The sequence below is a fragment of the Hassallia byssoidea VB512170 genome (assembly GCF_000817785.2).
GTDB classification, from domain to species: Bacteria; Cyanobacteriota; Cyanobacteriia; order Cyanobacteriales; family Nostocaceae; genus Hassallia; species Hassallia carrinoi.
Window position 1 is genome coordinate 1 of the sequence record NZ_JTCM02000023.1, and the last position, 22,815, is coordinate 22,815.

Annotated in this window: 25 protein-coding genes; 10 read left to right on the forward strand and 15 right to left on the reverse strand. The window is 41.8% G+C overall.

Going from position 1 to position 22,815, the window contains the following annotated elements; all coding sequences use genetic code 11:
- The first annotated feature begins 616 nt into the window (after positions 1 to 616).
- Together PI95_RS12725 and PI95_RS12730 are read left to right on the forward strand one after the other, a co-directional pair.
- The gene (locus tag PI95_RS12725) at positions 617 to 1,018 is read left to right on the forward strand and encodes a hypothetical protein (RefSeq protein WP_039742986.1); all 402 of its coding nucleotides are present in this window, start codon (positions 617 to 619) and stop codon (positions 1,016 to 1,018) included.
- Between the two features lie 63 nt (positions 1,019 to 1,081).
- Positions 1,082 to 2,029, forward strand: a complete 948-nt coding sequence (locus tag PI95_RS12730) for a tyrosinase family protein (protein WP_039742983.1) — start codon at positions 1,082 to 1,084, stop codon at positions 2,027 to 2,029.
- A gap of 230 nt (positions 2,030 to 2,259) precedes the next feature.
- Here PI95_RS12730 and PI95_RS12735 read toward each other — a convergent pair whose 3' ends face one another.
- From PI95_RS12735 to PI95_RS12770, 8 genes are all read right to left on the reverse strand, one after another.
- Entirely contained in the window at positions 2,260 to 2,550 is a 291-nt protein-coding gene (locus tag PI95_RS12735) for a muconolactone Delta-isomerase family protein (RefSeq protein WP_039742980.1), read from the reverse strand.
- 130 nt (positions 2,551 to 2,680) lie between these two features.
- Positions 2,681 to 3,673 (reverse strand): NADPH:quinone oxidoreductase family protein, encoded by a 993-nt coding sequence (locus PI95_RS12740; RefSeq protein ID WP_039742978.1) that lies wholly within the window; start codon positions 3,671 to 3,673, stop codon positions 2,681 to 2,683.
- Positions 3,674 to 3,703: 30 nt separating this feature from the next.
- A complete protein-coding gene (locus tag PI95_RS37490; protein ID WP_163518855.1) occupies positions 3,704 to 3,985 on the reverse strand; it encodes a zinc-binding dehydrogenase in 282 nt (93 codons plus the stop codon).
- A gap of 71 nt (positions 3,986 to 4,056) precedes the next feature.
- Positions 4,057 to 4,809, reverse strand: coding sequence for an SDR family oxidoreductase (locus tag PI95_RS12750; protein WP_039742976.1), 753 nt, complete (start codon positions 4,807 to 4,809; stop codon positions 4,057 to 4,059).
- An 84-nt stretch (positions 4,810 to 4,893) separates the two neighbouring features.
- A complete protein-coding gene (locus tag PI95_RS12755; RefSeq protein WP_039742975.1) occupies positions 4,894 to 5,841 on the reverse strand; it encodes a zinc-binding dehydrogenase in 948 nt (315 codons plus the stop codon).
- 71 nt (positions 5,842 to 5,912) lie between these two features.
- A complete protein-coding gene (locus tag PI95_RS12760) occupies positions 5,913 to 7,709 on the reverse strand; it encodes an alpha/beta hydrolase (protein WP_163518849.1) in 1,797 nt (598 codons plus the stop codon).
- 130 nt (positions 7,710 to 7,839) lie between these two features.
- On the reverse strand, positions 7,840 to 8,058 hold the full coding sequence (locus tag PI95_RS12765) for a hypothetical protein (protein ID WP_039742972.1): 219 nt from the start codon (positions 8,056 to 8,058) through the stop codon (positions 7,840 to 7,842).
- Positions 8,059 to 8,139: 81 nt separating this feature from the next.
- Entirely contained in the window at positions 8,140 to 9,063 is a 924-nt protein-coding gene (locus PI95_RS12770; protein ID WP_039742970.1) for a helix-turn-helix domain-containing protein, read from the reverse strand.
- Positions 9,064 to 9,129: 66 nt separating this feature from the next.
- Between PI95_RS12770 and PI95_RS12775 the strand changes: the two genes are divergently transcribed.
- Positions 9,130 to 9,867, forward strand: coding sequence for a Nif3-like dinuclear metal center hexameric protein (locus PI95_RS12775; RefSeq protein WP_336507208.1), 738 nt, complete (start codon positions 9,130 to 9,132; stop codon positions 9,865 to 9,867).
- Here the strand turns inward: PI95_RS12775 and PI95_RS36770 are convergent.
- Both PI95_RS36770 and PI95_RS12780 read right to left on the reverse strand, forming a co-directional pair.
- Positions 9,853 to 9,987: a hypothetical protein gene (locus tag PI95_RS36770; RefSeq protein ID WP_268896762.1), complete on the reverse strand. Its 135-nt coding sequence runs from the start codon at positions 9,985 to 9,987 to the stop codon at positions 9,853 to 9,855. The genes PI95_RS12775 and PI95_RS36770 overlap by 15 nt on opposite strands.
- A 40-nt stretch (positions 9,988 to 10,027) precedes the next feature.
- Positions 10,028 to 10,957 (reverse strand): tetratricopeptide repeat protein, encoded by a 930-nt coding sequence (locus PI95_RS12780; protein WP_039742964.1) that lies wholly within the window; start codon positions 10,955 to 10,957, stop codon positions 10,028 to 10,030.
- Between the two features lie 241 nt (positions 10,958 to 11,198).
- Here PI95_RS12780 and PI95_RS12785 point away from each other — a divergent pair, with 241 nt between their 5' ends.
- Positions 11,199 to 12,170 carry a protochlorophyllide reductase gene (locus PI95_RS12785; protein ID WP_039742962.1) on the forward strand — a complete coding sequence of 324 codons (972 nt, stop codon included), beginning with the start codon at positions 11,199 to 11,201 and terminating at the stop codon, positions 12,168 to 12,170.
- Between the two features lie 209 nt (positions 12,171 to 12,379).
- Here PI95_RS12785 and PI95_RS12790 read toward each other — a convergent pair whose 3' ends face one another.
- Together PI95_RS12790 and PI95_RS12795 are read right to left on the reverse strand one after the other, a co-directional pair.
- Positions 12,380 to 13,132 carry a TSUP family transporter gene (locus tag PI95_RS12790; RefSeq protein ID WP_039742960.1) on the reverse strand — a complete coding sequence of 251 codons (753 nt, stop codon included), beginning with the start codon at positions 13,130 to 13,132 and terminating at the stop codon, positions 12,380 to 12,382.
- 12 nt (positions 13,133 to 13,144) lie between these two features.
- The gene (locus PI95_RS12795) at positions 13,145 to 13,909 is read right to left on the reverse strand and encodes a class I SAM-dependent methyltransferase (protein WP_039742958.1); all 765 of its coding nucleotides are present in this window, start codon (positions 13,907 to 13,909) and stop codon (positions 13,145 to 13,147) included.
- 248 nt (positions 13,910 to 14,157) lie between these two features.
- Here PI95_RS12795 and PI95_RS12800 point away from each other — a divergent pair, with 248 nt between their 5' ends.
- Positions 14,158 to 15,087, forward strand: a complete 930-nt coding sequence (locus tag PI95_RS12800) for a LysR family transcriptional regulator (protein WP_052324875.1) — start codon at positions 14,158 to 14,160, stop codon at positions 15,085 to 15,087.
- A gap of 23 nt (positions 15,088 to 15,110) precedes the next feature.
- Here PI95_RS12800 and map read toward each other — a convergent pair whose 3' ends face one another.
- Both map and PI95_RS12810 read right to left on the reverse strand, forming a co-directional pair.
- The gene (gene map, locus PI95_RS12805) at positions 15,111 to 15,884 is read right to left on the reverse strand and encodes a type I methionyl aminopeptidase (protein ID WP_039742957.1); all 774 of its coding nucleotides are present in this window, start codon (positions 15,882 to 15,884) and stop codon (positions 15,111 to 15,113) included.
- Positions 15,885 to 15,941: 57 nt separating this feature from the next.
- A complete protein-coding gene (locus PI95_RS12810) occupies positions 15,942 to 16,946 on the reverse strand; it encodes a Gfo/Idh/MocA family protein (RefSeq protein ID WP_201280426.1) in 1,005 nt (334 codons plus the stop codon).
- 401 nt (positions 16,947 to 17,347) lie between these two features.
- Between PI95_RS12810 and PI95_RS12815 the strand changes: the two genes are divergently transcribed.
- The gene (locus PI95_RS12815) at positions 17,348 to 17,650 is read left to right on the forward strand and encodes a ferredoxin (RefSeq protein WP_039742955.1); all 303 of its coding nucleotides are present in this window, start codon (positions 17,348 to 17,350) and stop codon (positions 17,648 to 17,650) included.
- Between the two features lie 274 nt (positions 17,651 to 17,924).
- On the opposite strand, the gene PI95_RS12820 is transcribed toward PI95_RS12815, so the two are convergent.
- Positions 17,925 to 19,598 (reverse strand): SpoIID/LytB domain-containing protein, encoded by a 1,674-nt coding sequence (locus tag PI95_RS12820; protein WP_163518850.1) that lies wholly within the window; start codon positions 19,596 to 19,598, stop codon positions 17,925 to 17,927.
- A gap of 113 nt (positions 19,599 to 19,711) precedes the next feature.
- Between PI95_RS12820 and PI95_RS12825 the strand changes: the two genes are divergently transcribed.
- The 4 genes from PI95_RS12825 (at position 19,712) to PI95_RS12840 (ending at position 22,804) form a co-directional block, all read left to right on the forward strand.
- On the forward strand, positions 19,712 to 19,975 hold the full coding sequence (locus tag PI95_RS12825) for a ParB N-terminal domain-containing protein (protein WP_039742953.1): 264 nt from the start codon (positions 19,712 to 19,714) through the stop codon (positions 19,973 to 19,975).
- A 107-nt stretch (positions 19,976 to 20,082) separates the two neighbouring features.
- Entirely contained in the window at positions 20,083 to 20,574 is a 492-nt protein-coding gene (locus PI95_RS12830) for a Dps family protein (RefSeq protein ID WP_039742951.1), read from the forward strand.
- Between the two features lie 76 nt (positions 20,575 to 20,650).
- On the forward strand, positions 20,651 to 21,310 hold the full coding sequence (gene grpE / locus PI95_RS12835; protein WP_039742948.1) for a nucleotide exchange factor GrpE: 660 nt from the start codon (positions 20,651 to 20,653) through the stop codon (positions 21,308 to 21,310).
- A 288-nt stretch (positions 21,311 to 21,598) separates the two neighbouring features.
- Positions 21,599 to 22,804: a ScyD/ScyE family protein gene (locus PI95_RS12840; RefSeq protein ID WP_039742945.1), complete on the forward strand. Its 1,206-nt coding sequence runs from the start codon at positions 21,599 to 21,601 to the stop codon at positions 22,802 to 22,804.
- Positions 22,805 to 22,815 lie beyond the last annotated feature (11 nt).

The window sequence follows — 22,815 nt, forward strand, 5'->3', positions numbered from 1 at the left end:
GACAAAACCGGACAGCCATATAGCTGAAATAGTCGTGGAGTTTTGAGGATCTTTAATACAAGGCTGTCCGGTAATGTCGGCGTTTTAGTGTAGGGGTACTGCGATGCAGCGCGATCGCACCTGCGGAATGTCGGTTAAAATTCCGAAAAAAATCTCAAAAAGTCCTAAAAATAAAATTACACTTTTTTTGGCACTTCTGATATTAGTATTAATTCTCTATAAATCAATACGTAAACCTACTTAAAGAGTCTTGCTTTATCAATTAAATAACTGTATTGTTAAAAGTGGCTTTTCAAAAAAAGCGCTAACAAAAGATAATTCCAGCGCATTGAAAAATGCGTTGCCTTGGTGAATTGAGAAATATCGATATCAAATTTATGTTTGTATTCGGTTGTCATTGACATCACCAGGAATTTTCGGTATGGATACTATAGATTTATGAGGATTGATACCACTGATGTGGAGTTTCTAAACAAAAAGAGTGCGATCGCGTATCTAAATAAATTTGACTAAACTCCACTTAACTACTAGCAGTTGAAAATTACAGTTGCCTTTAGACAACTAAATTTTCACTTGATGTCAATAAAAAATTAGTGAGTTGTATTCAGTAAAAATCATGTTTTCTAGTTTTTCTCGTCGTCAATTTTTAAACCTAATCAGCTTCGTGGGTATTGGAACCGTAGTAGCGGGAAGTGTTCCATTCCTTGGCAACTTATTCGTTAGTAAAGCTGAAGCTCAAGAGATTTCTGAGGAAGTATACAAAGGTAGAAAATATAGGATCGTCACCAATCAAACGCAAGATCCGACTGGAAATATAGATAATACATTTGACACATCAAAACAGCTATTTCTTGATGACAAACAAATTAGAATTATCAGAAATAAGAAAACAGACAAATATATGACACCTGTTTTATTTGGGGAGTTTAACTCGCCCCATGAAATAGCGAGAAGGTTAATAGACCAGGGAATAAAGTTTCCTATTGGTGAGGTAAAGCTAGATCCTAATGTTGATTGAAAATTATTGGCGTAAGCATTTAAGGAATTGAAAAAACTCGCCAGCAAAAAATTGAGGTGGAAGATGAAGAATATTAGAAAAAATTTCAGGTATCTGAGTAGCACTGAAAAACAAAACTACATTTCGGCAGTCAAAGCAGTCAAAGCTAGTATTAGTCGTACTACGGACCGTAGCATTTACGATGAGTATGTGCTTTGGCATACTTTAGCAACCGCACACGAAGACCCAAGCGATCCCAGGCATTTCCGTAATGCTGCTCACGTGGGTCCGGCGTTTCTTCCTTGGCATCGCTATTATCTTTACAGATTTGAACGGCAACTACAAAAAAGAGTGCCTGGTGTGACAATTCCCTACTGGGACTGGACGCAAGATGCTGACGATCCTTTCAATTCACCACTTTGGGATGATGACTTTATGGGAGGTAATGGTGACCCTGAGGATAATAACTTAGTTAAGACTGGTCCATTTGCAACCGATCAATGGATAACCATTAATGTGGATGGCAATCCTAAGGGAGGCTTACAACGCGAGTTTGGTAAATTCAGTAAAGGACTACCAACTCGAACAAATGTGCAGACTGCGATTGAGGAAACTCCTTACGATCAAGAACCATGGAACATAGATAGCAGTCCCAGCCATCGCAATCGGCTTGAAGGCTTCCTCCCTCCGGGCGGATCAATTAATCCAGACGGATCGCTTATTATTAATCCAGACGGAACATTAGCTGTTGAATTACACAACCAAGCTCATACATGGATCGGGGGAGATATGTCAAATGTGAATATTTCGCCAAACGATCCAGTTTTTTGGCTGCATCATTGCAACGTAGATCGGCTCTGGGCAATATGGCAAGAAAAGAACCCAAGCCAAGGATATCTACCCACTGGTGACGGACCAGAGGGACACAATCTCTACGACCTAATGTATCCTTGGGATGGGAAAACTACCAGGCTAAAGGCTAGACCCGTAGAAGTTCTAAATTCTAGAAGACTCGGCATCTACTACGATTAGTGGATCGGCGCAATAGAAAATCAAAACAATTTTTCTGTTTTCTACCAGATTTAGGACTTACGCACTTCCTTCGTCGTCACCATTGAATTGACCTAGGGGCAATTCATGAATTGCCCCTACAAGACTTTAGTTTTGCACTCATTCCTACAGATTATTAAAGCAGAAAGAAGCGCGATCGCGCTGCATCTTTGAATGGCATCTGTTGTCCAACATCTGTCAAGGATGCGCTGTCAGTGAGCAAATAATTCCCCAATTCCCGTATATGGCTGCAACGGCAAAATTTCAAAGTTCAAAGCTTTTGCTTGCTTCATTGGGAACTTGTTAACAGCCTCTGTTAGTTCTTCTAAGCTGTTTGCCTCACAAAGTAAGACGGCGCCACTCATATCAGCAATGTAATATATAGAACGTACTAAACCTGCGGCGTAGTACTCCCAAACCTTCGCCGCTTCATCTTTTACTAGAGGTAATACCTTCTCCATTGGTGTACCTTCAGCTACCCGCGCTATGACTAAAAACTGCATGACAATCTCCTTTTTGGGGAATGGGGAATGGGGAATGGGTAATGGGGAATGGGTAATGGGGAATAAAAATAATTACCAATTACCTATTACCTATTCCCAATTACCTATTACCTATTCCCAATCTTTTTTATCACTTCATATTCAGCACTAACTTACCACCTGCTTGAGCGTTAGCAACTGCCGCCAATGCCTCAGCAGCTTTTTCTAAAGGCATTGTTCGCGGTGGAACTGGCTTGATAAAACCTTCGTTATACCAACTCAAAATTTCTCTCAGTGAATTCCGCACCCTTTCAATATCGCGGAGCGTATATGCTGCAAAGTCTGTACCCACAATCGAGCAGTTTTTCACCAGTGGCACGAGGATACTGACTTCCGGTATTTTGCCGCTAGCTGCACCAATCGGCAAAATCCGCCCTTCAAAGGCAATGCACTGCGTCGTTGCCGCAAATAAATCACCGCCAACGGTTTCAAATATTACATTTGCTCCCTTGCCATCAGTAATTTCTAGGACTTTTTCGGCGACGTTTTCAGTTTTGTAATCTATCGCATGTGCCCCCATATCCTGAAGCACTTTCAGCTTTTGGGCACCGCTAGTCGTGGCGATAACTGTTGCACCCATCTTTTTACCTACTTGGATAGCAGCAGAACCAGTACCGCCGGTGCCACCGGTAACTAACAATGTCTCTCCTGGTTGTAATTGGGCGCGATACCCCAATGCTATGTGTGCTGTGCCATAGATAACAGGTAACGCCGCTGCTTCCGAAAAATCAATATTGTCGGGAATCGCTAAAACGTTGGTAGCCAAAGCGACAAGCTCTTGGGCAAAAGCACCAAAATGAGGATTACCATCCTTGAAATAAGGCAATACGGCAAGTACGCGGCTACCCACTTTCACATCGCTGCTATTACTTTCTATCACCTCACCTGCTGCCTCAAATCCCGGACTAAAAGGTAATGTTGGCGGAAGTTGGAATTTACCTGCAATTGCAAGGATATCGGCAGGATTGATACCTGCTGCGTGTACTGCAATTCGCACTTCACCTTCTGTCAGGGGAACATTTGGCACGTCTTCTAGCACAAGGCTTGCTGGTTCTCCCCAAGATTTGCACAATGCTGCTTTCATAACTATACTATGCTGTGAATTGCCCTAATTTTATTGAACGTTTACAACAATCTTGAGCCAGTGCCGTGCGGAGGTACACATACGGCAGCGCGTTGCGCGGGTTAAGCGCGCTATCTGCGACTGCCGTTCCGTTGAGGCATCTGCCGTGCCGTTCTGCTGATTGGACTTTATGTAGCGATGAGCTTCAGTAATATTATCCAAGGAGAAAATACGATCAATTACAGGTTTGAGCTTGCCGATTTGCAGCCATACTCGAAGATAGTTGCATTTTTGGCGGCAGCGTTTGCCAGAATTTCTAACATCAGTTTTGATTGGTTCGCAGTCAGCTTAGTTGAGGACTTCAGTCCTCACTACAAATTACGCCTACCCAACAGTGTTACTTGCTACTGTACGGTATAGCCGCCATCAATTACTAAGTTTTGTCCTGTAATGTAAGAAGCTGCGTTTGAACATAAAAAGACAACGGCTTCTGCAACTTCTTCAGCTTCCCCTAACCGCTTGAGGGGAATAGTTGCTGTCATTTCCTGAAGGACTTCTTCTCGAAAATTTGCCAAAATATCAGTCGAAATAAGACCGGGACTTACTGCATTAATACGAATTCCCTGGCTAGCATATTCTAGTGCAGCTGAACGAGTTAGCCCAACAACTCCGCCTTTGGCTGCACTGTAGGCAGAAAGACCGGGTGCAGCGATAACAGTACCGCCCATAGATGCCATATTAACGATCGCTCCCCCACCTGTTTTCAGCATCGCCGGAATTTCATACTTTAAACAAAGCCAAACCCCTTTCAAATTGACATCAATCTCAGAATCCCAGTCTTCTTCGGTTCTTTCAGTTAACGGAATCGGTTTCCCAAAACCTGCGTTGTTAAAAGCACAATCCAAACGACCATAAATTTCTACTGTTTTCTTGACTAATGCTTCAATTTGTGCTGCGTTAGTGACATCTGTTTGTATAAATAAAGCTTCACTTCCGGCTTCTTTGACTAAGCGCACAGTTTCTTCACCTTCTTCGGTGCGACGAGCTGCAATGACAACTTTCGCGCCTTCTTTGGCAAAAGTAACTGCTGTTGCTCGACCAATCCCGGAACTACCACCAGTGACAATTGCAACTTTACCGTCTAATTTACCAGCCATAAATTCTCCTGAAATTGAATATGGAAACGCCAAGGTACATAGAGGTTATATTTAATTTATACAGTCTTTTCCCCAAATGTTTGTTCAATCCGAAATGTGCAAAACTGCTTTGCCAGTAAAGCGCCTATCTAAGAGTTGTTGTGCTAAATCTGCTACTTGCATCCAAGATGCTTCTAAATCGATGGGGGGACGCAAGTGATTATCTGCTACTAGTCGCGCCAGCCGTGCTAAACCAATTGATGCAGGTTCGCTTTTTAACTCGTGGAATAAAATCAGACCGTACAAACTAGCGCCACCTGTACCGTAAAAGCGCCTAGCGTCAAATGTAATTTCATGCTGTTCGGATGTGCCAAATAGAACGCATGTTCCATCAGGTGCTAATAAACCTAGAGCGGCTGAAAGTATCTTTCCGCCAACGGATTCTAAAATTAAATCGTAGGGTGCATACTGAGTTGCGGATGTCAGGTCTTCACCAATAACTACATCTTGCGCTCCCGATTCTTTCACCAGCTTTTCTAATTCTGCTTTACGAATGTGTGCAACTACGTGCGCTCCTGAGTGGTTTGCCAATTGACACGCGATCATACCGACTCCACCGGATGCCCCTGTAATTAAAACCGAGCGTCCTAACAAAGAACCACCACGCGCTAAAGCGTGCATTGCTGTCAAACCGGCGACGGGTAAAGTCGCTGCTTGAGCAAATGAGACTGATGACGGTAATTCTGCTAGAGAGTTAGTAGGAACTGCTACGAATTCCGCCCAAGCACCTTCTTTTACGAACCCAACTACACGAGTTCCAGACGGAGGACTAGAACCATCCGCTGCCGCTACTTCAACTGTCCCTGCTAAGTCCCAACCCGGCTGCCAACCAGCTTCTGCCGTGGTGCTACGTTTAACCTCACCTCGGTTGAGAGAAATTGCAGCAACTTTTATTAGTGCTTGAGATGGGGTGGGTACAGGTGCATCAACTTCACTAATTGTCAAGCGTCCTGTAACATTTGGATCGACAACAACGGCACGCATTTTGTTCATTTTTATATAGGGAATGGGGAAGAAGAAAGATTTTCACCTTCAGAATAAAATGTGCTGAAGGCTATAGTATTTCAGATTCTTGCTGGTTTTTGTAAGTTCTTGCTATTTTCTTTTATTTTTAATTCTTTGGAAGTGGCAAACTGCGGATAAAGCTTACTTAATAACTGTGCTATCTCTTCAGAGCTAGAAGAGTTGATTAAACTCAGGTTTAAAGGCGCTTTACTGATAAACTTGGCATAAGATTCACTTAAATAAGGACGATAATTCGCTTTGTTGACAAGATGAGTTTCAAAAAAAGCCACACTGAGAGCTTTGACATAAGAGTAAGCTGGTGTGCGATTAGGACCAAGTAATCCATTTGGTACAGGTATCACTCTTTGACTGGGAGGTGGATCTGTTTCCACTGTGAAGTGAGTACCATTTTCAATTAATGCTAAATATTTATCTGGATTTGGTAGCCTGGTAAAAGGAAAAATCTGTTCTGGTACGGCTGGGGTAAAAATATCTTGACTACCAGCTAATAACATTGTGGGAATTTTAATTTGACTTACTCCTTTAGATCCAAAAATTGTACTACCCAAAGGATTAAATGCCAAAATTGCTTTTACCCGCTCATCTTTAATCGGATAAATAGCTGGTTGTACTTCCAACGCTGCACACTGTAAGAAAACTGATAAATTTAACGAACGGTTGGGACTACAATCTTTACGGACTTGCGGAAAATTTATTGTTGCACCTGCTAATGCTAAAGCAGTATATCCGCCTAAAGAATGTCCGATTACTCCTACTTTTTGAAGATTTAATTTACTTTTGAGATTAACATCAGAATCGTTAAGGCGTTGAAGTTCATCTAATAAGTATTTTACATCTAACGGACGGTTAATTAATTCTGTTGCTTGTGGGGGACCTGCAAATCCTGATAAGAATTGTTGAAACTCCTTAGAGTTAGTTTCTGGGTGTTCAATGACCGCAATTGCAAAGCCATAGGATACTAAATGTTTAGCTAAATAGACAAATGTATTGCGGTCTTCTGCCAAGCCGTGAGAAATTACAATTACGGGGAAAGGTGAAGAAAAGCTAGCTGTTTTATTCTGCCGTGATTGAGGTAAATATAAATCTGCGTCATACTTGCGTTCTAAGATAGATCCAGATTGTCCATCACGCGATCGCTCGCGCAAATTTAAAGTGAATTTTTGGTAATTAAAATCACCTGGAAGTCGAATATCTGGTTGTTGCGAAAAATCAATTTGCGCTTGTGTTGTATCTTTATCTGCTATTTGTTGTAATGCCGCAACTACTGCATCTCTTTTTTTCAGTAAATCTGATAATTGCCCAAATGTATTTACCGTTTCCGAAAAGTTCAAACGAATACTAGGGCTAGGATATCGACGTATGATATTAACTAATGTTAAACCTTCTGAGTCAGCAGCAGATAAAATAAGTGCAGAACGTAAAGCGTAAAAACCATTTTGTCTAGTTTCCACTTGCACTAATTCTCCCAAACGTTGCAGTATTTTTTCGCCTATGGGGGAATAGGTAAACTGTGATACTAAGGTGGGGCTAGTATTAAATTTGGTTTGGAGAAATTCTCGTAGTTGTGCTAATTGTTCTGGTTTAGCACGTCGAGTATAAAAGGCAAAGTCGGAAGTAATTTTACCTTGTTTAGCAAACAGTTCTAAATCATTGGTGGAGATGGAAAAGTCACCAAATGGAGGGTAATAAAAATCAATGCGATCGGCTCCTAGTGCAGGTGTTGTAATTGCTACACTGGATATAACTCCGAAAAAAGAACGGAGAATCGCTTTTCCTATCCAATGCTGCTTTTTGTGAAGTATCTTACTAAAATAATCTATATTGTGCTGTGTCATTGCCACTACTGCAAGAGTGTCTGCCACAGTATGATATAACTTTTTGTTTGGTGAAAATATCTAGTTTCATATCCCCGACTTCGCAGAACTTGTCGGGGATATTGTTTTTCACAATAGTAGATTTGGATAGCTATCCACTAGATTTTTCCAGTAGATTCTTTAATTGTAAATACGCTTCTTCTGGGCTTAGTGCTTGAGACTTACTCTCGTCGGGAATGTAAAATTCCCAACTATCAGGAAAGTGATGCACAACAAAGCTAGAGATTAGTCTCAATTTCAAAGCTTTTTTTCCTAAAGCTTCTGCTTGTTCTGCTAAAGTAATTTCGTCATGAAACTCAGAGTTATTCATGTTTGGTGCAAATTCGTTGCTAGTTGATAGGAATATTGTTAATTATTAATCCTATACTCTTTTAGCTACCTTTAAAAATTATTAAGTTGTGTGTAAAGTGTTGTCTGGCTTGTAGCGATTTTCTAGAACGGTTTTTGGGGTGACACCGGTAAGGCGTTTAAAATGTAGGTTAAGATGACTTTGGTTCGCAAAGCCGCAAGCTAAAGCAATATCAATTATTGGCATTTGTCCTTGTAATAGCAGTTGTTTAGCTCGCTCAACTCGCTGCTGAATCACATATTGATGTACAGACATATTCATTGATTGCTTGAAAAGACGACAAAAGTAAAATTCACTTAATTGAGCGATCGCGGCAATTTCTGCTAGTCTCAAATTATACTGAAGATGAGCGTTGATATATTCAATTACTTTCTGTAATTTGTATTTTGGCAATCCATCTGAAGAAGTAGAAATCTGAGGAGTGAAAACAGAATATTTTCTCAGCAAATGCGTTATCAATGTTGTTTTTAGTTGCTCGATAAATAAGTTACCAGCGATACCACCAGAAACTAGCTCATCTTTAAATGCTGAAAGAATGCCTTGAATTAGTGGGTCTTGCAATGTGGCAAAATGAGGCTTAAGTTCAATGTGATCGCTTTTCACCAACTCTTGTCCCACCTTGTTAAACAAGCTTGGTTCAATTCCCACAAACATAAACTCAATATCCTTTAACCATTGACAGCGGTGCAGCACTCCAGCTGGCAAAATGAAGGTATTACCATGCACTAACTGCTGTAACTTTCCATCAATCCACTGTTCCAAAGGCGTTGGCGAGCAAATGTATGTCAAAATATGCAAGCAGTGAAGATGTTCTGTAGTATCGTGTGTCGGCTGTTGTTGCAGTTCAAAATGAATATCACTCCACTGAGCGTTTTTGCTAGAAACAATTGGCGATTTGGGCAAAATTAGATTCGATGCATCTGCTTGACGATAATCGATGATGGTAATTTGCTGTTGCTGCGCCATTTTTCTACTAGCAAGATGATTTGACAATTAACATCGATAAATTAACATATCGTAGAGACGTTCGGTGTGGAACGTCTCTACAATACCAGGATTATGCAACAGTTGATTTATTTATCAGAAATAGCAGAATTTCTCGATCGCTTGTTTGCGGTTGAACGTTACACCGAAGCTGAAAGAGGTGGTGTATATTTGCCATCATCCCGTAGTATTAAACGTTTGGGTTTGGCGTTAGAACCTAAGACAGATTTATCGAAATGGGCGATCGCGCACTCTCTAGATGCGCTATTCTTACATCGACCCTGGAAACTTCAACCACAACAACTTACACCAGATGTCGGGGTAATTGCTTATCATCTACCATTTGATGAGTATTTGACGTTGAGTTACAATTCTCGCTTGGCGGAAGTTTTGGGAATTTCTTCTCTAGAAGTTTTGGGAAAAAAAGATTCGCGAGCGATCGGCATGATTGGAGAGATACCGAAGCAAAATTTTAATAATCTATGTAATTGTATCAATCAAGTCTTTGGAGGATACGAGCAAATACTGGCGGCAGAACAGAGTGAAGTATCACGAATTGCTGTTGTTGGCGCAATGACAGACTTGCTGGTACGTGAAGCAGCAGATAGAGGTGCTGAAGTTTATATAACAGGACAATTGCGACAGCCAGCCGAAGAAGCGATGCAGGAAACTAAAATTGCAGCGATCGCTATTGGGCACCGTCGTAGTGAAGTTTGGGGTTTACGTGTACTCGCAGGAATACTGCGTGAACGTTGGGCTAGTTTAGAGGTTTTAGTTGCTCCCTGATGGGTTGGGCATTGGGCATTGGTAATGGGTAATTGGTAATTGGGAACGCGGTAATTGGGAACGCGGTAATTGGGAACGCGGTAATTTCCCCTTTTCCCTTTCCCCTTTTCCCCTCTTCAAAAACCCTTTTCCCTTTCCCCTTTCCCCTTTCCCCTTTTCCTTAATGATTTGGTTGTTGAATCAAAGCCTGAAAGCGTCCATCTTCACGGATTTTGTCAAAATCTGAGTGAGTTGGAATCATTTGCAGATATTGTTCTGGACAAAGAATAATTGCTTGTTGTAAGTTCTCAATAGCTGCTTCAATGTTGTTTTGTAAGGCATAACAGCGGGCTTTGTTATATAAGATGACGTGATCGTTTGGTTGCAATTGTAGGGCGCGATTGTAAGAAGCGATCGCCTCAGAGTAATGCTGTAATTTTTCCCAAGTTATGCCTTTGTGTAACCAAGCTTTATAATAATCTGGTTGAATTGCTAAGGCGCGGTCAAAGCTGACGATCGCTTTTTCATAACGTCCCCAGTTGCTCAAACTTGCGCCTCGATTATGCCAAGCCATGACGTTGTTGGGGTCAAATTCAATAGCGCGATCGTAGCTGTTAACAGCTTCTTCATAGCGTCCTAGCTGTTTAAGGGCATTACCTTTATTGTTCCATGCCCAATAAGCATCTGGTTGCAAGTTTATAGTGCGCTCAAAGCTGATAATTGCCTTTTCATAATGTCCCAAATCGCACAAGGTAATACCGCGATTGTGCCAAATAGTGGGGGAATTGAAGTTAAACTCAAGAGCGCGGTCGAAGCTATTGAGAGCTTCATCGTGACGTTCTAACTTTCCTAAAGCAATAGCGCGGTTGTGCCAAACCCAGCAAGCGTCTGCGCGTAATAAGAGCGTTAAGTCAAAACAAGCGATCGCATCCATGTGACGACCCAAGCAACCTAGGGCAAAGCCTTTTTGCGATAAAGCTTCCGGATAATCTGACTTACATTTAAGCGCTTTGTCGAAATTAGCGATCGCCTCAGAAAACTTTTCTGCTTTGTTTTGGCGCAATCCTTGCTGAAAATATAATTCCGCTTCTAGGTTGAGGATTATTTTCATAGACCTGGCATCTTCCCTTAGTATGATATTTCTTTGAGATTTCCAATCAAGATAGCATAAGTAGAAAAAATATGTTTGTAAAAGCACTCAGCAAATTGCCAAAAACGCATCGTTCCGCCCCAGATGTAGAGACGTTCCGCCATTTCCAGATGTAGAGACGTAAGGAGTGGAACGTCTCTACTAACGTTCCAAATGTGAGATCCTGAAGATAGTTAAGGACGGTCAAGGGAGTCTAAAGAGAATGCAACAACATGGGCAGTCAACGGTTGTAATTACCGGTGCATCCTCAGGAGTTGGTTTGCAAGCTGCAAGAGCGCTTGCTCAAACTGGGCAATGGCATGTGGTCATGGCATGTCGGGATATCCCGAAGACCCAAAAAGCTGCCCAAACCTTAGGAATGCCGCAAGACAGCTACACAATCATGCATCTCGACTTAGCCAGCTTAGAAAGTGTACGACAGTTTGTGAAAAACTTCAGAGAAAGCGGCAAGTCTTTGGATGCTTTGGTGTGCAACGCTGCTGTGTATATGCCTTTATTAAAAGAGCCGTTGTACAGCGAAGATGGATATGAGTTGAGCGTTGCCACAAATCATTTAGGACATTTTCTCTTGTGTAATTTGATGCTTGAGGATTTGAAAAAATCTTCAGCTTCACAGCCAAGATTAATTATTTTAGGAACTGTGACGGCAAATCCGAAAGAATTAGGAGGCAAGATTCCGATTCCAGCACCTCCAGATTTGGGAGAACTTCAAGGCTTTGAGGCAGGCTTTAAAGCGCCGATTTCCATGATTAACGGCAAGAAGTTCAAACCGGGCAAAGCTTACAAAGATAGCAAACTTTGCAATGTCTTGACTATGCGGGAATTGCATCGGCGTTACCACGAGTCAACTAATATTGTTTTCAGTTCTTTGTATCCGGGGTGTGTGGCAACTACGGCTTTGTTTCGCAATCACTATCCGCTGTTTCAGAAAATCTTTCCACTCTTTCAGAAGAATATTACTGGGGGATTTGTGTCTGAAGAGTTGGCAGGCGATCGCGTTGCCGAAGTTGTCGCCAATCCGGAATACAATAAATCCGGTATGTATTGGAGTTGGGGAAATAGACAGAAAGAAGGTCGTAAATCTTTTGTGCAAGAAGTTTCTAACGAAGCTAGCGATGATAACAAAGCTAAAAAGCTGTGGGATTTAAGCGCAAAGTTAGTTGGAATTGCATAATATATAGTTGGTAATTGGTAATTGGTAATGGGTAATGGGTAATGGAGAAAATCATTGCTTTGCCCAGTAACGAGAGAATAATATTCACATATTGTAGAGACGTTCCGGCGTCACGTCTCTACGACTATTTTAATGTTTTTATTACTATTAATTCAACAGAGATAATATCAAATAAATATTTATGTAATTTATCTCAAATTTGCCGAGTTTTATTTATTCATAAAAAAGTACACAGTCATACTCAAACCTACACCAGTAATAAAATACTGCACTAAAGAGGGAGGAAGTTTGCGGGCAATATCAGCACTTGCATAACCACCAATTACAGCCGCAATTGCCATCAGAATCGCCTCAAACCAAACAATTTTATCAGCGAAAATAAAATAAGCGATCGCTACAGCATTTATACAAGTCGCTAACCAACTTTTAAAGGCATTCATTTTATGGATATTTTCAATACCCATAATATTTAAAACTGCTAACATCAAAATACCGGCACCACCCCCGAAATAACCGCCATAAGTTGCTATAACCAACTGCAACAACATAATTACAATTATTGGCAAGCGAATACTTTTTAAATTGCTGCTACCTTTTAACCACTTCATCACTGGTCGATTGACTGCAAACAACAGTGTTGCAACTAACATTAAATATGGAATTAAAGCGGTAAAATTCTTACTAGATGTATGTAACAATAAATATGAGCCTAAAATTCCGCCAACAACGCTGGTGCTACTGAGTAAAAATAATTCTTGGCGTTTAGTTGAAAGTTCGCGACGATAAGCTATGCTACTTGCAACTGTTCCAAACCAGAGTGCGGCTGTACTTGTCGCGTTTGCATGAATGGGTTCTACTCCAACTAACAAAAGTGCCGGAAAGACGATTAAACCACCTCCGCCGGCAACACCATTCATAACTCCAGCGAGTAAAGCCGCAGTACACAAAAATAATATTTCCACAAGTTACAAAGCCTAAAGTTTAAAAGCAACAATGCGAATTCTGCGGTAATCTGCCATCCAAGTTTTATCTTGATAAAGTGTTGATTTTAAGCTTTCTTCAACTTTACTAATTACTTGCATTTGTTGTTGATGAGAAAGTTCTGTAAAGTAGGCAGTTGCAAACATTTGTATCCAATTCGCCATCCCTGCGTCTGCATCTGCTAAAGGTGTAGGACGCGCAAATAAAACAGCATAATTGACATCAAAACCATGCTTTTCTAAGCGAGTCGCATACTCACCAATACTAGGATAATACCAAGGATTCAGTGCTTGAGGTTGGGAAATTCCTATCTCTTGTAAAGCAGTTTCTAAAGCTGTGGTAATTGCTTGCACATTTCCCTTACCACCAAATTCAGCTACAAAACGTCCCCCCGGTTTCAGGGCTTGATGAACACTACGAATTACCGCATCTGGTTCTTTAATCCAGTGCAGCGCTGCGTTAGAAAAAACTGCATCCAAAGGCTGTTCTACTTGAAAGTTTCTTGCATCAGCAACATCAAATCTCAGATGGGGATAGTTTTGTTTTGCCTTTGAAATCATCGCCGGCGCATTATCAATTCCCATAACAACAGAGCCAGATGTAGCAATTTTTTCTGTTAATTGCCCAGTACCACAACCTAAATCTAAAATGCGTTCTTTTTGCTTGGGATTTAATAGTTGCAGCAAGTCTTCGCCATACTGCCACACAAATGCGTGTTTATCTTCATAAAGGGCAGCATTCCAATTATTTTTTATCATCAAAAGATACTTTTTAAGTAGTGAAATTACAGAGTATGCTACGCACAATGAGGAAAAAACGTTCGCCCTTGGCGTTGCCGAAGGCTACCGCAGAGTACGCCGAGTTTGAGAGAGTTTGAGAGAGTTTTTGCCTAAGTCCTGACTAGGTTGATGACAGCTTAATCATTACGATAGAAAAAATTTTTAATTATGTCCAATATATTTTTAAGCTTTAATTAATATTTAAAAGATATGAGTTATGGTGTGCAATGGAACTACGGCATCTACGGTACTTTATGACTTTAGCGGAAGAACTCCACTTTGGACGCGCAGCAGAAAGGTTGCATATTGCCCAACCACCTTTAAGCCAACAAATTCGCCAGCTTGAGACAGAGTTAGGCTTTGAACTATTTCACCGCAGCAAACGAAAAGTGCAGTTAACTGAAGCTGGACAAGTTTTTCTTGACGAAGTGCAGCAAATATTCAAGCAATTAGAACAGGCAATTCAAGTTGGAAGGCAAACCAGTAGGGGGGAAATGGGACAACTGGTTATTGGCTTTGTTAGCTCTGCACCGTATAATATATTACCAAATATTTTACGGACATTTCGTAGCAGCGTTCCAGAAGTGAGGCTAGAGTTGCACGAATTAACGACAAATGAACAGTTACGATGGTTGCGGGAAAGTCGAATTGATGTGGGGTTTGTGCGTCCACCTATAGAAGATGACACATTGAACTTTGAAATAATTTTTCAAGAGTCGTTGATAATAGCATTACCTGATACACATGAGTTAGCAAATCATAGTAATGTTTGTTTGCGATCGGTTAAAAATGAACCTTTCATTTTATTTCCGCGTTTGTTAGCACCTGGACTCTACGATTTAATTATCAGTCTTTGTCAGCAAGCGGGTTTTAGTCCCAACGTCACTCAAGAAGCGATTCAAATGCAAACAATTGTCAGCTTAGTCGCAGGTGGTTTGGGTATTGCGATTGTCCCAGAATCTCTGCAAAATTTGCAACGAACTGGGGTAGTATATAAAGCTGTGCAAGAAGCGACTTTGAAAACAGCGATCGCCATAATTTGGCGACAAAACGATACATCTGCCACAGTGCAAAAGTTTTTGGAGATAGCTAGACTTGCAGTTACCTTAGAGTTTGTAGTAAGGACTTCAGTCCTTTTGTGTCCAGAGGAGGACTGAAGTCCTCACTACGGTTAGAAAGATTAGGTTTCGCCTTCGCGTAGAGTGAGGATTTCTACGCCGTCTTCAGTCACAGCTAGGGTATGCTCAAATTGAGCGGATAGTTTGCGATCGCGTGTGACAGCTGTCCATTTATCGCTGAGAACCTCAACTTCCCAAGTGCCTTCGTTAATCATTGGCTCGATAGTAAAAACCATTCCCGCTCTAAGACGCTTGCCTTTGCCCCGCGTGCCATAATGAAGAATTTCCGGTGCAGTGTGGAAAACATTACTTACACCATGTCCGGCAAAATCTCGCACTACAGAAAAGCCTTGCGCTTCCGCATATTCTTGAATTGCCGCACCAATATCGCCAACTCGTGCCCCTGGCTTAACCTCAGCAATACCTAGTCTCAGGCACTCTTGTGTTACCTCAACCAGCTTTTTCGCTTTTGGTGATGGTCTACCGACAAAGAATGTTTTCGATGTATCGCCGTGGTAGCCTTCTACTAGTGGTGTGACATCAATATTAATAATGTCGCCTTCTTTGAGGATTTGTTTGGCGTTAGGTATGCCGTGACAAACTACTTCATTTACACTGGTGCAAATTGACTTGGGAAAACCTCTGTAACCCAAAGGTGCGCTTTTTGCTTTATGTGCCTGCGTCCAACGTTCCGCTTCATCATTGAGTTGCAAAGTGCTAACTCCCGGCTTGACCATTGGTTCAAGATGGTGTAGTAATTCAGCTGCCAAACGTCCGGCTTGACGCATTTTGTCTATTTCTCTGTGAGATAAAAGAACGATGGTTTCGCTTTTCATATAAATTTAATCTAACTGGGGAGTGGGGAGTGGGGAGTGGGGAGTGGGGAGTGGGGATTAGAGATTTTTATCTCCCATATACATAGTTAAACCAGTCTCGGCTGCTTGCCTTGCGGCATCAGCAACCTTTAAACTGTACAAGCTTGCCTCTGGACGAAGGTACAAAGGAGTGCCGTTAAAAAGACGATCTAAGACCATGTTTGTGTCTTTGGCAAATAAACCCCGCTTCGTACCAACCTCTATCGGCGTTGTTTTCCCCTTCTCTATTAAAACTCCTTTATCGCCCTCAAAAATTAATCCGCCATTTTCACCGTGAACTTCAAACTTGCGTTCTGCTTGCCATAGAGTTTCACCTTTGCCATAAACTACTTGCGCTAAAAGTCCGCTGTTGAACGACAGTTGACTAATGCAAAAACAGCTTTGGTAATATTCTGTTTCTATTTCCCAAAATCGTTGATGGCAGTTAACTAAGTTCACTTCACCAAACAAATCGGTTAATCGATGTAATCTAGACAACGCACCCATTAAGGGAAAACCGAATAAATTATGGTTAAAAGTCCATTTACGCGGTGCGGGGTGTTCCGGCTTTATGGTGCTGTAGCGCACATAAAACAATCCCCCAAGCTGCGGTAAGTATTGCTTTAAAGCTAAATGCAAACCGCCTAAAAGTTCGATATGTTCGACATGGAGAAGTTTATTTTGTGCTTTGGCTAAGGCAACAAGTTCTTCTGCTTCGACTACATCTAAAGAAAGGGGATATTCGACAATTACGTGTTTGCCAGCTTGCAGTGCTTTTCGTGCGATCGCTCCATGATCTCGATTTACATTACAAATTACCACCAAATCTATATCATCGCGCTCTATTAGCTGTTGCCAAGAACTCATCGCTTCTGCTTGGTAGTTTGAAGCTAAAGATGCTGTTTTTTCTGGGGTGTTACCGACAATCGCAAGTAAGTGCGATCGCTCGTCATGAAGAAATGTCTCAGCCCTTAATTTTGCCACATACCCAGTACCAATCAAACCCACGCCCACACTTGCTTTTTCCACAAAAGCCGCTCTCATCGTACATATCCTCACCAATTCTGTTTATCTTTCTCTATAGGACTGAGTTAATTGCTTCAGCCGTTTATAACGCTTTAGTGAACTTGTAAACCTCCAGCTAGGCTGAACCGCGAATGGGAATTTGCACAAAACCAAAGTGATTTGTTCATAAATTCCGGATTTTTCCAGATTATAGTCCTTTCTGGTAGCATCCATATAAGGATAAATATATATAAGTAAAACTCATCAGGATTAACTAACTAAATTTCATTACTAATCGCGTTCAAATTCCAGTTACATCGTTTAGTTTTTCTCGTAGTATCAGAATTGAAGCAAATTTGAATAAACGGCTGAACTTATTAGTTCAGCCGATAATTTGCTTTAGGATAACTTATACGGTCTGCAAAAGAGAGGATTAAAAAATGCCAACTTATAAAGTGACACTAGTCAGCGAAGCTGAAGGTCTTAACCAAACCATCGACGTTGATGATGATACCTATATTCTAGACGCTGCTGAAGAAGCTGGTCTTGACCTACCTTATTCTTGTCGCGCTGGTGCTTGTTCTACCTGTGCAGGTCAACTGACATCAGGTTCAGCTCCAGACCAGTCTGACCAGTCTTTCTTAGACGACGAGCAAATTGAAGCTGGATATATTTTGACTTGTGTGGCTTACCCAACCGGAGACTGCACAATCCAAACCCACAAAGAAGAAGACCTTTACTAAGAGTTTGGCGCTTCAGTAATCAACGATAATAGGACTTACGCACCCACTAAAGTCTTGTAGGGGCAATTCATGAATTGCCCCTACGTAAATTCAAGCTTTGACGACGACATGAGTGCGTAAGTCCTAGATAAAAACATTCATCGATCGCACACGCTGTAAAGACTGGTAAATAAAAGAAGCAGACACATTAGAGGAAAAATAATTCCTCTATTGTGTCTGCTTTTTTTGCGTAGTCAGCGTAGAGAGCGCTCTCTGCGCTGACGCAAACTCGAACTTACGGCTTAATGTTGTTGCTCAGAATTTGAATTTGCGTGTCGGGATAGTAGAACTGGAGAATTTTTGCACTTGCCCAACCGAGTTTAGCTAAACTTTGAGCGCCAGTTTGACTCAAACCAACTCCATGTCCTAAACCACCGCCAATAAAAGCATATCCCCACAGTTTAGATTCGCCTTTACTCAAGGGTTGCAGATAAAAAAGTGTACTTCTGGGTGCGGCAAAGGCGCTGCGAACTTCATCTTTATATAAACTAAAAGTGCCAATATCTGTTTTGACGTTTAGTTTGAGTATGCGTCCGCTTTTACTGCGCTCTACTACCGTCATCTCTTTAATGGTTTTAAACTTGGCAAAGGGACTCTTTTTCACTGTGAGAAATTTCTGCAAGCCTTTGGTAATGTCTTGGAGGCTGCTTTCTTTACGCCAGCGAAACAGTTCGCGATCGCTTTCGTTAAATCCTTCTTTGCGATTGATAAACCGCTGAAAGTTCTCTTCTGAAGCTAAACTCTCATCCGATAAACTCCAAAAATTAACTGCCGCATCCAGCACCGGTCGTAAATATGGGCGATCGTCACCATTCCAAACATCGCTAAACGAAGCTGTCACACCGCCTGTGGTGGAAGAATATAATGCATCCACTAGCTGATTATTATAAGTTAGTACCATCCCCCTTGTGGAAGCGATCGCTTTATCTGTGGCGGGAGAAACGTCATTCAGCCCATAATAAACTTGGCAGTGAGTGTCCGCACATAATTGATACCCATCTACTTCAAATCTGCGTACATTCCGCAAAACGTAAGTCCGCGCCAAAATCGCTTGTGCTTCTAGCGAGGCTACAGGCGCCGAATTGCCAATTTCATAAGGCACAACCCCGCGCAAATAAGTTTCTAAAGGCACTTCATTGACTAAAGTGTAAGTACCATAGGCGTTTGACTGTAACTCCAACCGACCTGGATAAAGACGAGCATTGTCTGGTTTTTTACCTTCATTCACCCGAATCAAGTTTTTCTCAGTGCTAATTTCCAGCTTAGTTGGACTGTAGCGGTTGCCATTTACTACCCAACTCACTCGCGGCACTTGTTTGATAATTTGGGTGTCAATAAATACAGTTGTTGTCTTTGTATTTTTTTGTACGCTTTGCAATAGCAAGCGCCGCAATAACGGAGTCTTGTATACATCACGTTTCGCCCAAACTTGCCAGCGTTCTGGCTGGGCTATTTCCACTTGTATTCCCTTTTTACGCCAGCTTTGGGCGTTGTCTTCCGCAGTTTCAAAGGTACGGAAAGTGCCTAAAACTACTTTCTCCTCAACTATCGGTTGAGGTAAAGGTTGCATAACTGTTTCCAGTTTTACCGGGTTAGTGGTAACTAGAGTTTGCTCTGTTTTGTTTGTCGTAAATTTCAGTTTTAAGCGATCGCCTTTTGTCGGCTCTAGTTGCAGCTGCTCTGTGGGTTTATCCCCAAATCGCTGCACAATCCCAATTCTTAGTTCTACATCTTTTGCTTTGCTCCCAGGACTTGATGCGCCGGTCAGCCCCAATAAGCAAAATGTCGTCAGTACTGCGTAAGAAAAACGCCATAAGCTGATTTTCATCGTTACTGACTTGATTGTGCCCCCAGTCTGACTTTGGGATGGATGATCGATTTGCTTTACAGCGTAGTGGTTTTGTCGCATGAGCTACCTAATGATATCATTGCTTGTTTTGCATGAAAAACTTGCAAAACGAAGTCATAACGATTATGATTTATGTAGAAACACAAAAAAAGAACTAGACAAGGATATCCCTTATGGTTAGGGTACAAGAAATTCCACTAAATCAGATAAAACGTCCTTTACCCCGTGCCAACGATCCGCAAAAAGTGCAAGCCTTAATGGAATCAATTGGTGCGATCGGGCAGCAAGAACCGATAGATGTCCTAGAAGTAGATGGACAGTATTATGGCTTTTCAGGTTGCCATCGTTACGAAGCTTGCCAGCGCTTAGGCAAAGAAACAGTCTTAGCTAGAGTCCGCAAAGCACCCAAGAGTGTTTTGAAGATGCATTTGGCATAAAGTTTGTCAATTAATGCTTGTCAAAAAAGACACATTTCAATTAGTACCGACGGGGAAACCCCACCCCTACTAACCCCTAACAACCAACTAATAATCCGGAGAATTTTATGCAAACGCAAGAAACAGCCAAAAACGTAAATATCGGCATTGATGATACCAGTCGGGCTAAAATTGCTGATGGATTATCGCACCTATTAGCTGACACTTATACGCTGTATTTGAAAACTCACAATTTCCATTGGAATGTCAAAGGGCCGATGTTTCAAACTTTGCATATCATGTTTGAGACACAGTATACAGAGTTAGCTCTAGCAGTAGATTTAATTGCCGAACGCATTAGAGCGCTGGGTTATCCTGCACCAGGAACTTATAGCGAATATGCCAAACTGAGTTCGATCGCAGAAACTCCCGGAGTTCCTAAAGCTACCGACATGATTCAGTTGTTAGTGGAAGGACAAGAAGCTGTAGTGCGAACTGCACGTTCTATTTTTCCTGTGGTGGAAGAAGTGAATGATGAACCTACAGCGGATTTATTGACTCAGCGGATGCAAGTACATGAAAAGACTGCTTGGATGTTGAGAAGTTTGCTGGAAGAGTAAGAATGGTAATGGGGAATGGGTTAATATTAAGCGCTGTTAGCGGAGCTTTCCCGTAGGGTAGCGCTTACTACGAACCATGAATGAGGCATTTTCGTTAAACTTCACCCATGCGTTGCAAAACTTAATGCAACGTGTGGGTGTTTCTAGTTTTAAAGCTTTGAGTCAAGCTGCTGGTGTTTCAGAGCGGCAAATTTTGCGGTTGCGACGGGGAGAAGTTCAGCAGATGCGAGTAGATGTACTGCTCAAACTATCGCAAGTGTTACAGATGCCGTTGAGTGAATTGATCGCAACTTTTTCTCAGGTGGAGTTGGTGAAAGAGAATGCATCAAATCAAGAATTGTTACAACAAATAACGAATTTAAAAACAGAGTATCAGCGATCGCTTCTGCAATTAGAACAACAGCGCGAAGTATTGCAGCAAGAGTTTCAGCAAACAAGTTTGCAATTGCTAGAGTCTTTGTTATTGCAATTTCCCACCGCAGCACAGAAAGCGCAAGAGAATCCGCAGCTTGCAGCGGTAAAAATATTGCCTTTAGTACAAAAACCTTTAGAAAAATTATTACAACAATGGAAAGTGGAAGCGATCGCACCCGTGGGAGCTGAATTATCCTACGATCCGCAGATACATCAATTGATCGAAGGCACAGCACAAATCGGCGAAAAAGTCAAGATACGTTATACAGGCTACCGTCAAGGTGATAAGCTGCTTTATCGAGCGAAAGTCAGCCCAGTTTGAGAGAGGGGGAGGGGGGGTTTCACAAACAATTGACAAAAATGGACAGCCTTCTCCTTCGGAGACGCTAGCGCGAACATCCGAAAATGTCGTGGGGTGTTGAGGATCTAGTAAACGAACTATGAGTGCCATTTTTGTCCAGCATCGGACTTAGGGCAGGGGGGGCTGTTCTTGAGCATATTTTTCATACGGTGAACCCGTTTAAGTACTTGTTTAGCATCGGCACGCTCTGGTACACTTGCATCTGATTCATGTGTTGCAAAGATTAAATTTAATTTTTGGACAGGTTTGATGAAACTAAAGCAATTTGGTATTACATTTTTGAGTGTTTGTATTGCTGCTTTTACAGGAACGAAAGCAGCAGAGGCGGCATCGTTTTCGGTAATTGCCGATGGTCTTGATAATGCACGGGGTCTAACTTTTAGTCCTGACGGCAGCCTCTACGTTACAGAAGCAGGAACGGGGGGAAGTGGAGCTTGCGTTCCTTCACCGAGTGCCCAAGGGCAATCTTTATGTTATGGCACAACTGGTGCTGTGACAAAAATCGGAAATGGTACGCAGGAGCGTATACTTACAGGACTCCCTTCTTTAGCATTACCAGATGGTACTGATACATCTGGGCCTCAAGATATCAAATTTGATGCCAGTGGCAAACCTTATATTGCAGTTGGGTATGGTTCTAATCCCACATTTCGCACCACATTGGGTAACACTGACTTAGGAAAAATTATCACCGCTAATTTCAATACAAATTCGTGGACTAGTGTAGCTGATTTAGCTAATTATGAACTTGCAAATAATCCAGACAAAGGTGATGTAATCAGCAATCCTTTTTCTCTGCTCGTAGAAGGAAATAAAATTGTTGTAGTTGATGCGGGTGCGAATGAGTTACTCAGCGCAGGTACTGATGGAAGTAATTTAAACGCGATCGCCACAATTAAGCGCCAGACATTAACTAATCCAGTCTTCCCCTCTGGTATATCGTCATCACCATTTGAAATCCAAGCAGTACCTACAAATGTTGCATTAGGACTGGATGGTGCTTACTATATCAGCCAATTAACTGGTTTTCCTTTTCCCGAAGGTGAAGCAAAAATCTATCGAGTTGGTTCTGATGGTCAACCAACAGTCTATGCCGATGGCTTTACCCAACTTACTGACTTAGCTTTTGATACTGAGGGTAATTTGTATGCTTTGCAGTACGCTAATCAGTCACTCTGGAAAGGTAATCTAGATGGTTCGGTAATTAAAATAGCACCTGATGGCACTCGCACAACTATCCTCAGTGGTAATGGATTAGAGTCGCCTACTGCTTTGACTATTGGTGCTGATGGTGCTATCTACGTGACAAATCGAGGCGATCGCCCTGGACTTGGACAAGTTATTAAAATTGAGAATCCCAAGTCTGTTCCTGAATCTACTTCTACTTTCAGCTTATTAGTGCTTGGCACTGTGAGCGTCATTTTGTTGCGTCAGGGTAAAGCTAAGATGCCTTAATTCTCCCGGTT

Excerpts from the sequence above, each read along its gene's own strand:
- PI95_RS12725 (WP_039742986.1), top strand. The coding sequence starts at position 617 with ATGTTTTCTAGTTTTTCTCGTCGTCAATTTTTAAACCTAATCAGCTTC.
- PI95_RS12730 (WP_039742983.1), top strand. The coding sequence starts at position 1,082 with ATGAAGAATATTAGAAAAAATTTCAGGTATCTGAGTAGCACTGAAAAA.
- PI95_RS12735 (WP_039742980.1), bottom strand. The coding sequence starts at position 2,550 with ATGCAGTTTTTAGTCATAGCGCGGGTAGCTGAAGGTACACCAATGGAG.
- PI95_RS12740 (WP_039742978.1), bottom strand. The coding sequence starts at position 3,673 with ATGAAAGCAGCATTGTGCAAATCTTGGGGAGAACCAGCAAGCCTTGTG.
- PI95_RS12750 (WP_039742976.1), bottom strand. The coding sequence starts at position 4,809 with ATGGCTGGTAAATTAGACGGTAAAGTTGCAATTGTCACTGGTGGTAGT.
- PI95_RS12755 (WP_039742975.1), bottom strand. The coding sequence starts at position 5,841 with ATGAACAAAATGCGTGCCGTTGTTGTCGATCCAAATGTTACAGGACGC.
- PI95_RS12760 (WP_163518849.1), bottom strand. The coding sequence starts at position 7,709 with ATGACACAGCACAATATAGATTATTTTAGTAAGATACTTCACAAAAAG.
- PI95_RS12765 (WP_039742972.1), bottom strand. The coding sequence starts at position 8,058 with ATGAATAACTCTGAGTTTCATGACGAAATTACTTTAGCAGAACAAGCA.
- PI95_RS12770 (WP_039742970.1), bottom strand. The coding sequence starts at position 9,063 with ATGGCGCAGCAACAGCAAATTACCATCATCGATTATCGTCAAGCAGAT.
- PI95_RS12780 (WP_039742964.1), bottom strand. The coding sequence starts at position 10,957 with ATGAAAATAATCCTCAACCTAGAAGCGGAATTATATTTTCAGCAAGGA.
- PI95_RS12785 (WP_039742962.1), top strand. The coding sequence starts at position 11,199 with ATGCAACAACATGGGCAGTCAACGGTTGTAATTACCGGTGCATCCTCA.
- PI95_RS12795 (WP_039742958.1), bottom strand. The coding sequence starts at position 13,909 with ATGATAAAAAATAATTGGAATGCTGCCCTTTATGAAGATAAACACGCA.
- PI95_RS12800 (WP_052324875.1), top strand. The coding sequence starts at position 14,158 with ATGGAACTACGGCATCTACGGTACTTTATGACTTTAGCGGAAGAACTC.
- map (WP_039742957.1), bottom strand. The coding sequence starts at position 15,884 with ATGAAAAGCGAAACCATCGTTCTTTTATCTCACAGAGAAATAGACAAA.
- PI95_RS12810 (WP_201280426.1), bottom strand. The coding sequence starts at position 16,946 with ATGAGAGCGGCTTTTGTGGAAAAAGCAAGTGTGGGCGTGGGTTTGATT.
- PI95_RS12815 (WP_039742955.1), top strand. The coding sequence starts at position 17,348 with ATGCCAACTTATAAAGTGACACTAGTCAGCGAAGCTGAAGGTCTTAAC.
- PI95_RS12820 (WP_163518850.1), bottom strand. The coding sequence starts at position 19,598 with ATGCGACAAAACCACTACGCTGTAAAGCAAATCGATCATCCATCCCAA.
- PI95_RS12825 (WP_039742953.1), top strand. The coding sequence starts at position 19,712 with ATGGTTAGGGTACAAGAAATTCCACTAAATCAGATAAAACGTCCTTTA.
- PI95_RS12830 (WP_039742951.1), top strand. The coding sequence starts at position 20,083 with ATGCAAACGCAAGAAACAGCCAAAAACGTAAATATCGGCATTGATGAT.
- grpE (WP_039742948.1), top strand. The coding sequence starts at position 20,651 with ATGAATGAGGCATTTTCGTTAAACTTCACCCATGCGTTGCAAAACTTA.
- PI95_RS12840 (WP_039742945.1), top strand. The coding sequence starts at position 21,599 with ATGAAACTAAAGCAATTTGGTATTACATTTTTGAGTGTTTGTATTGCT.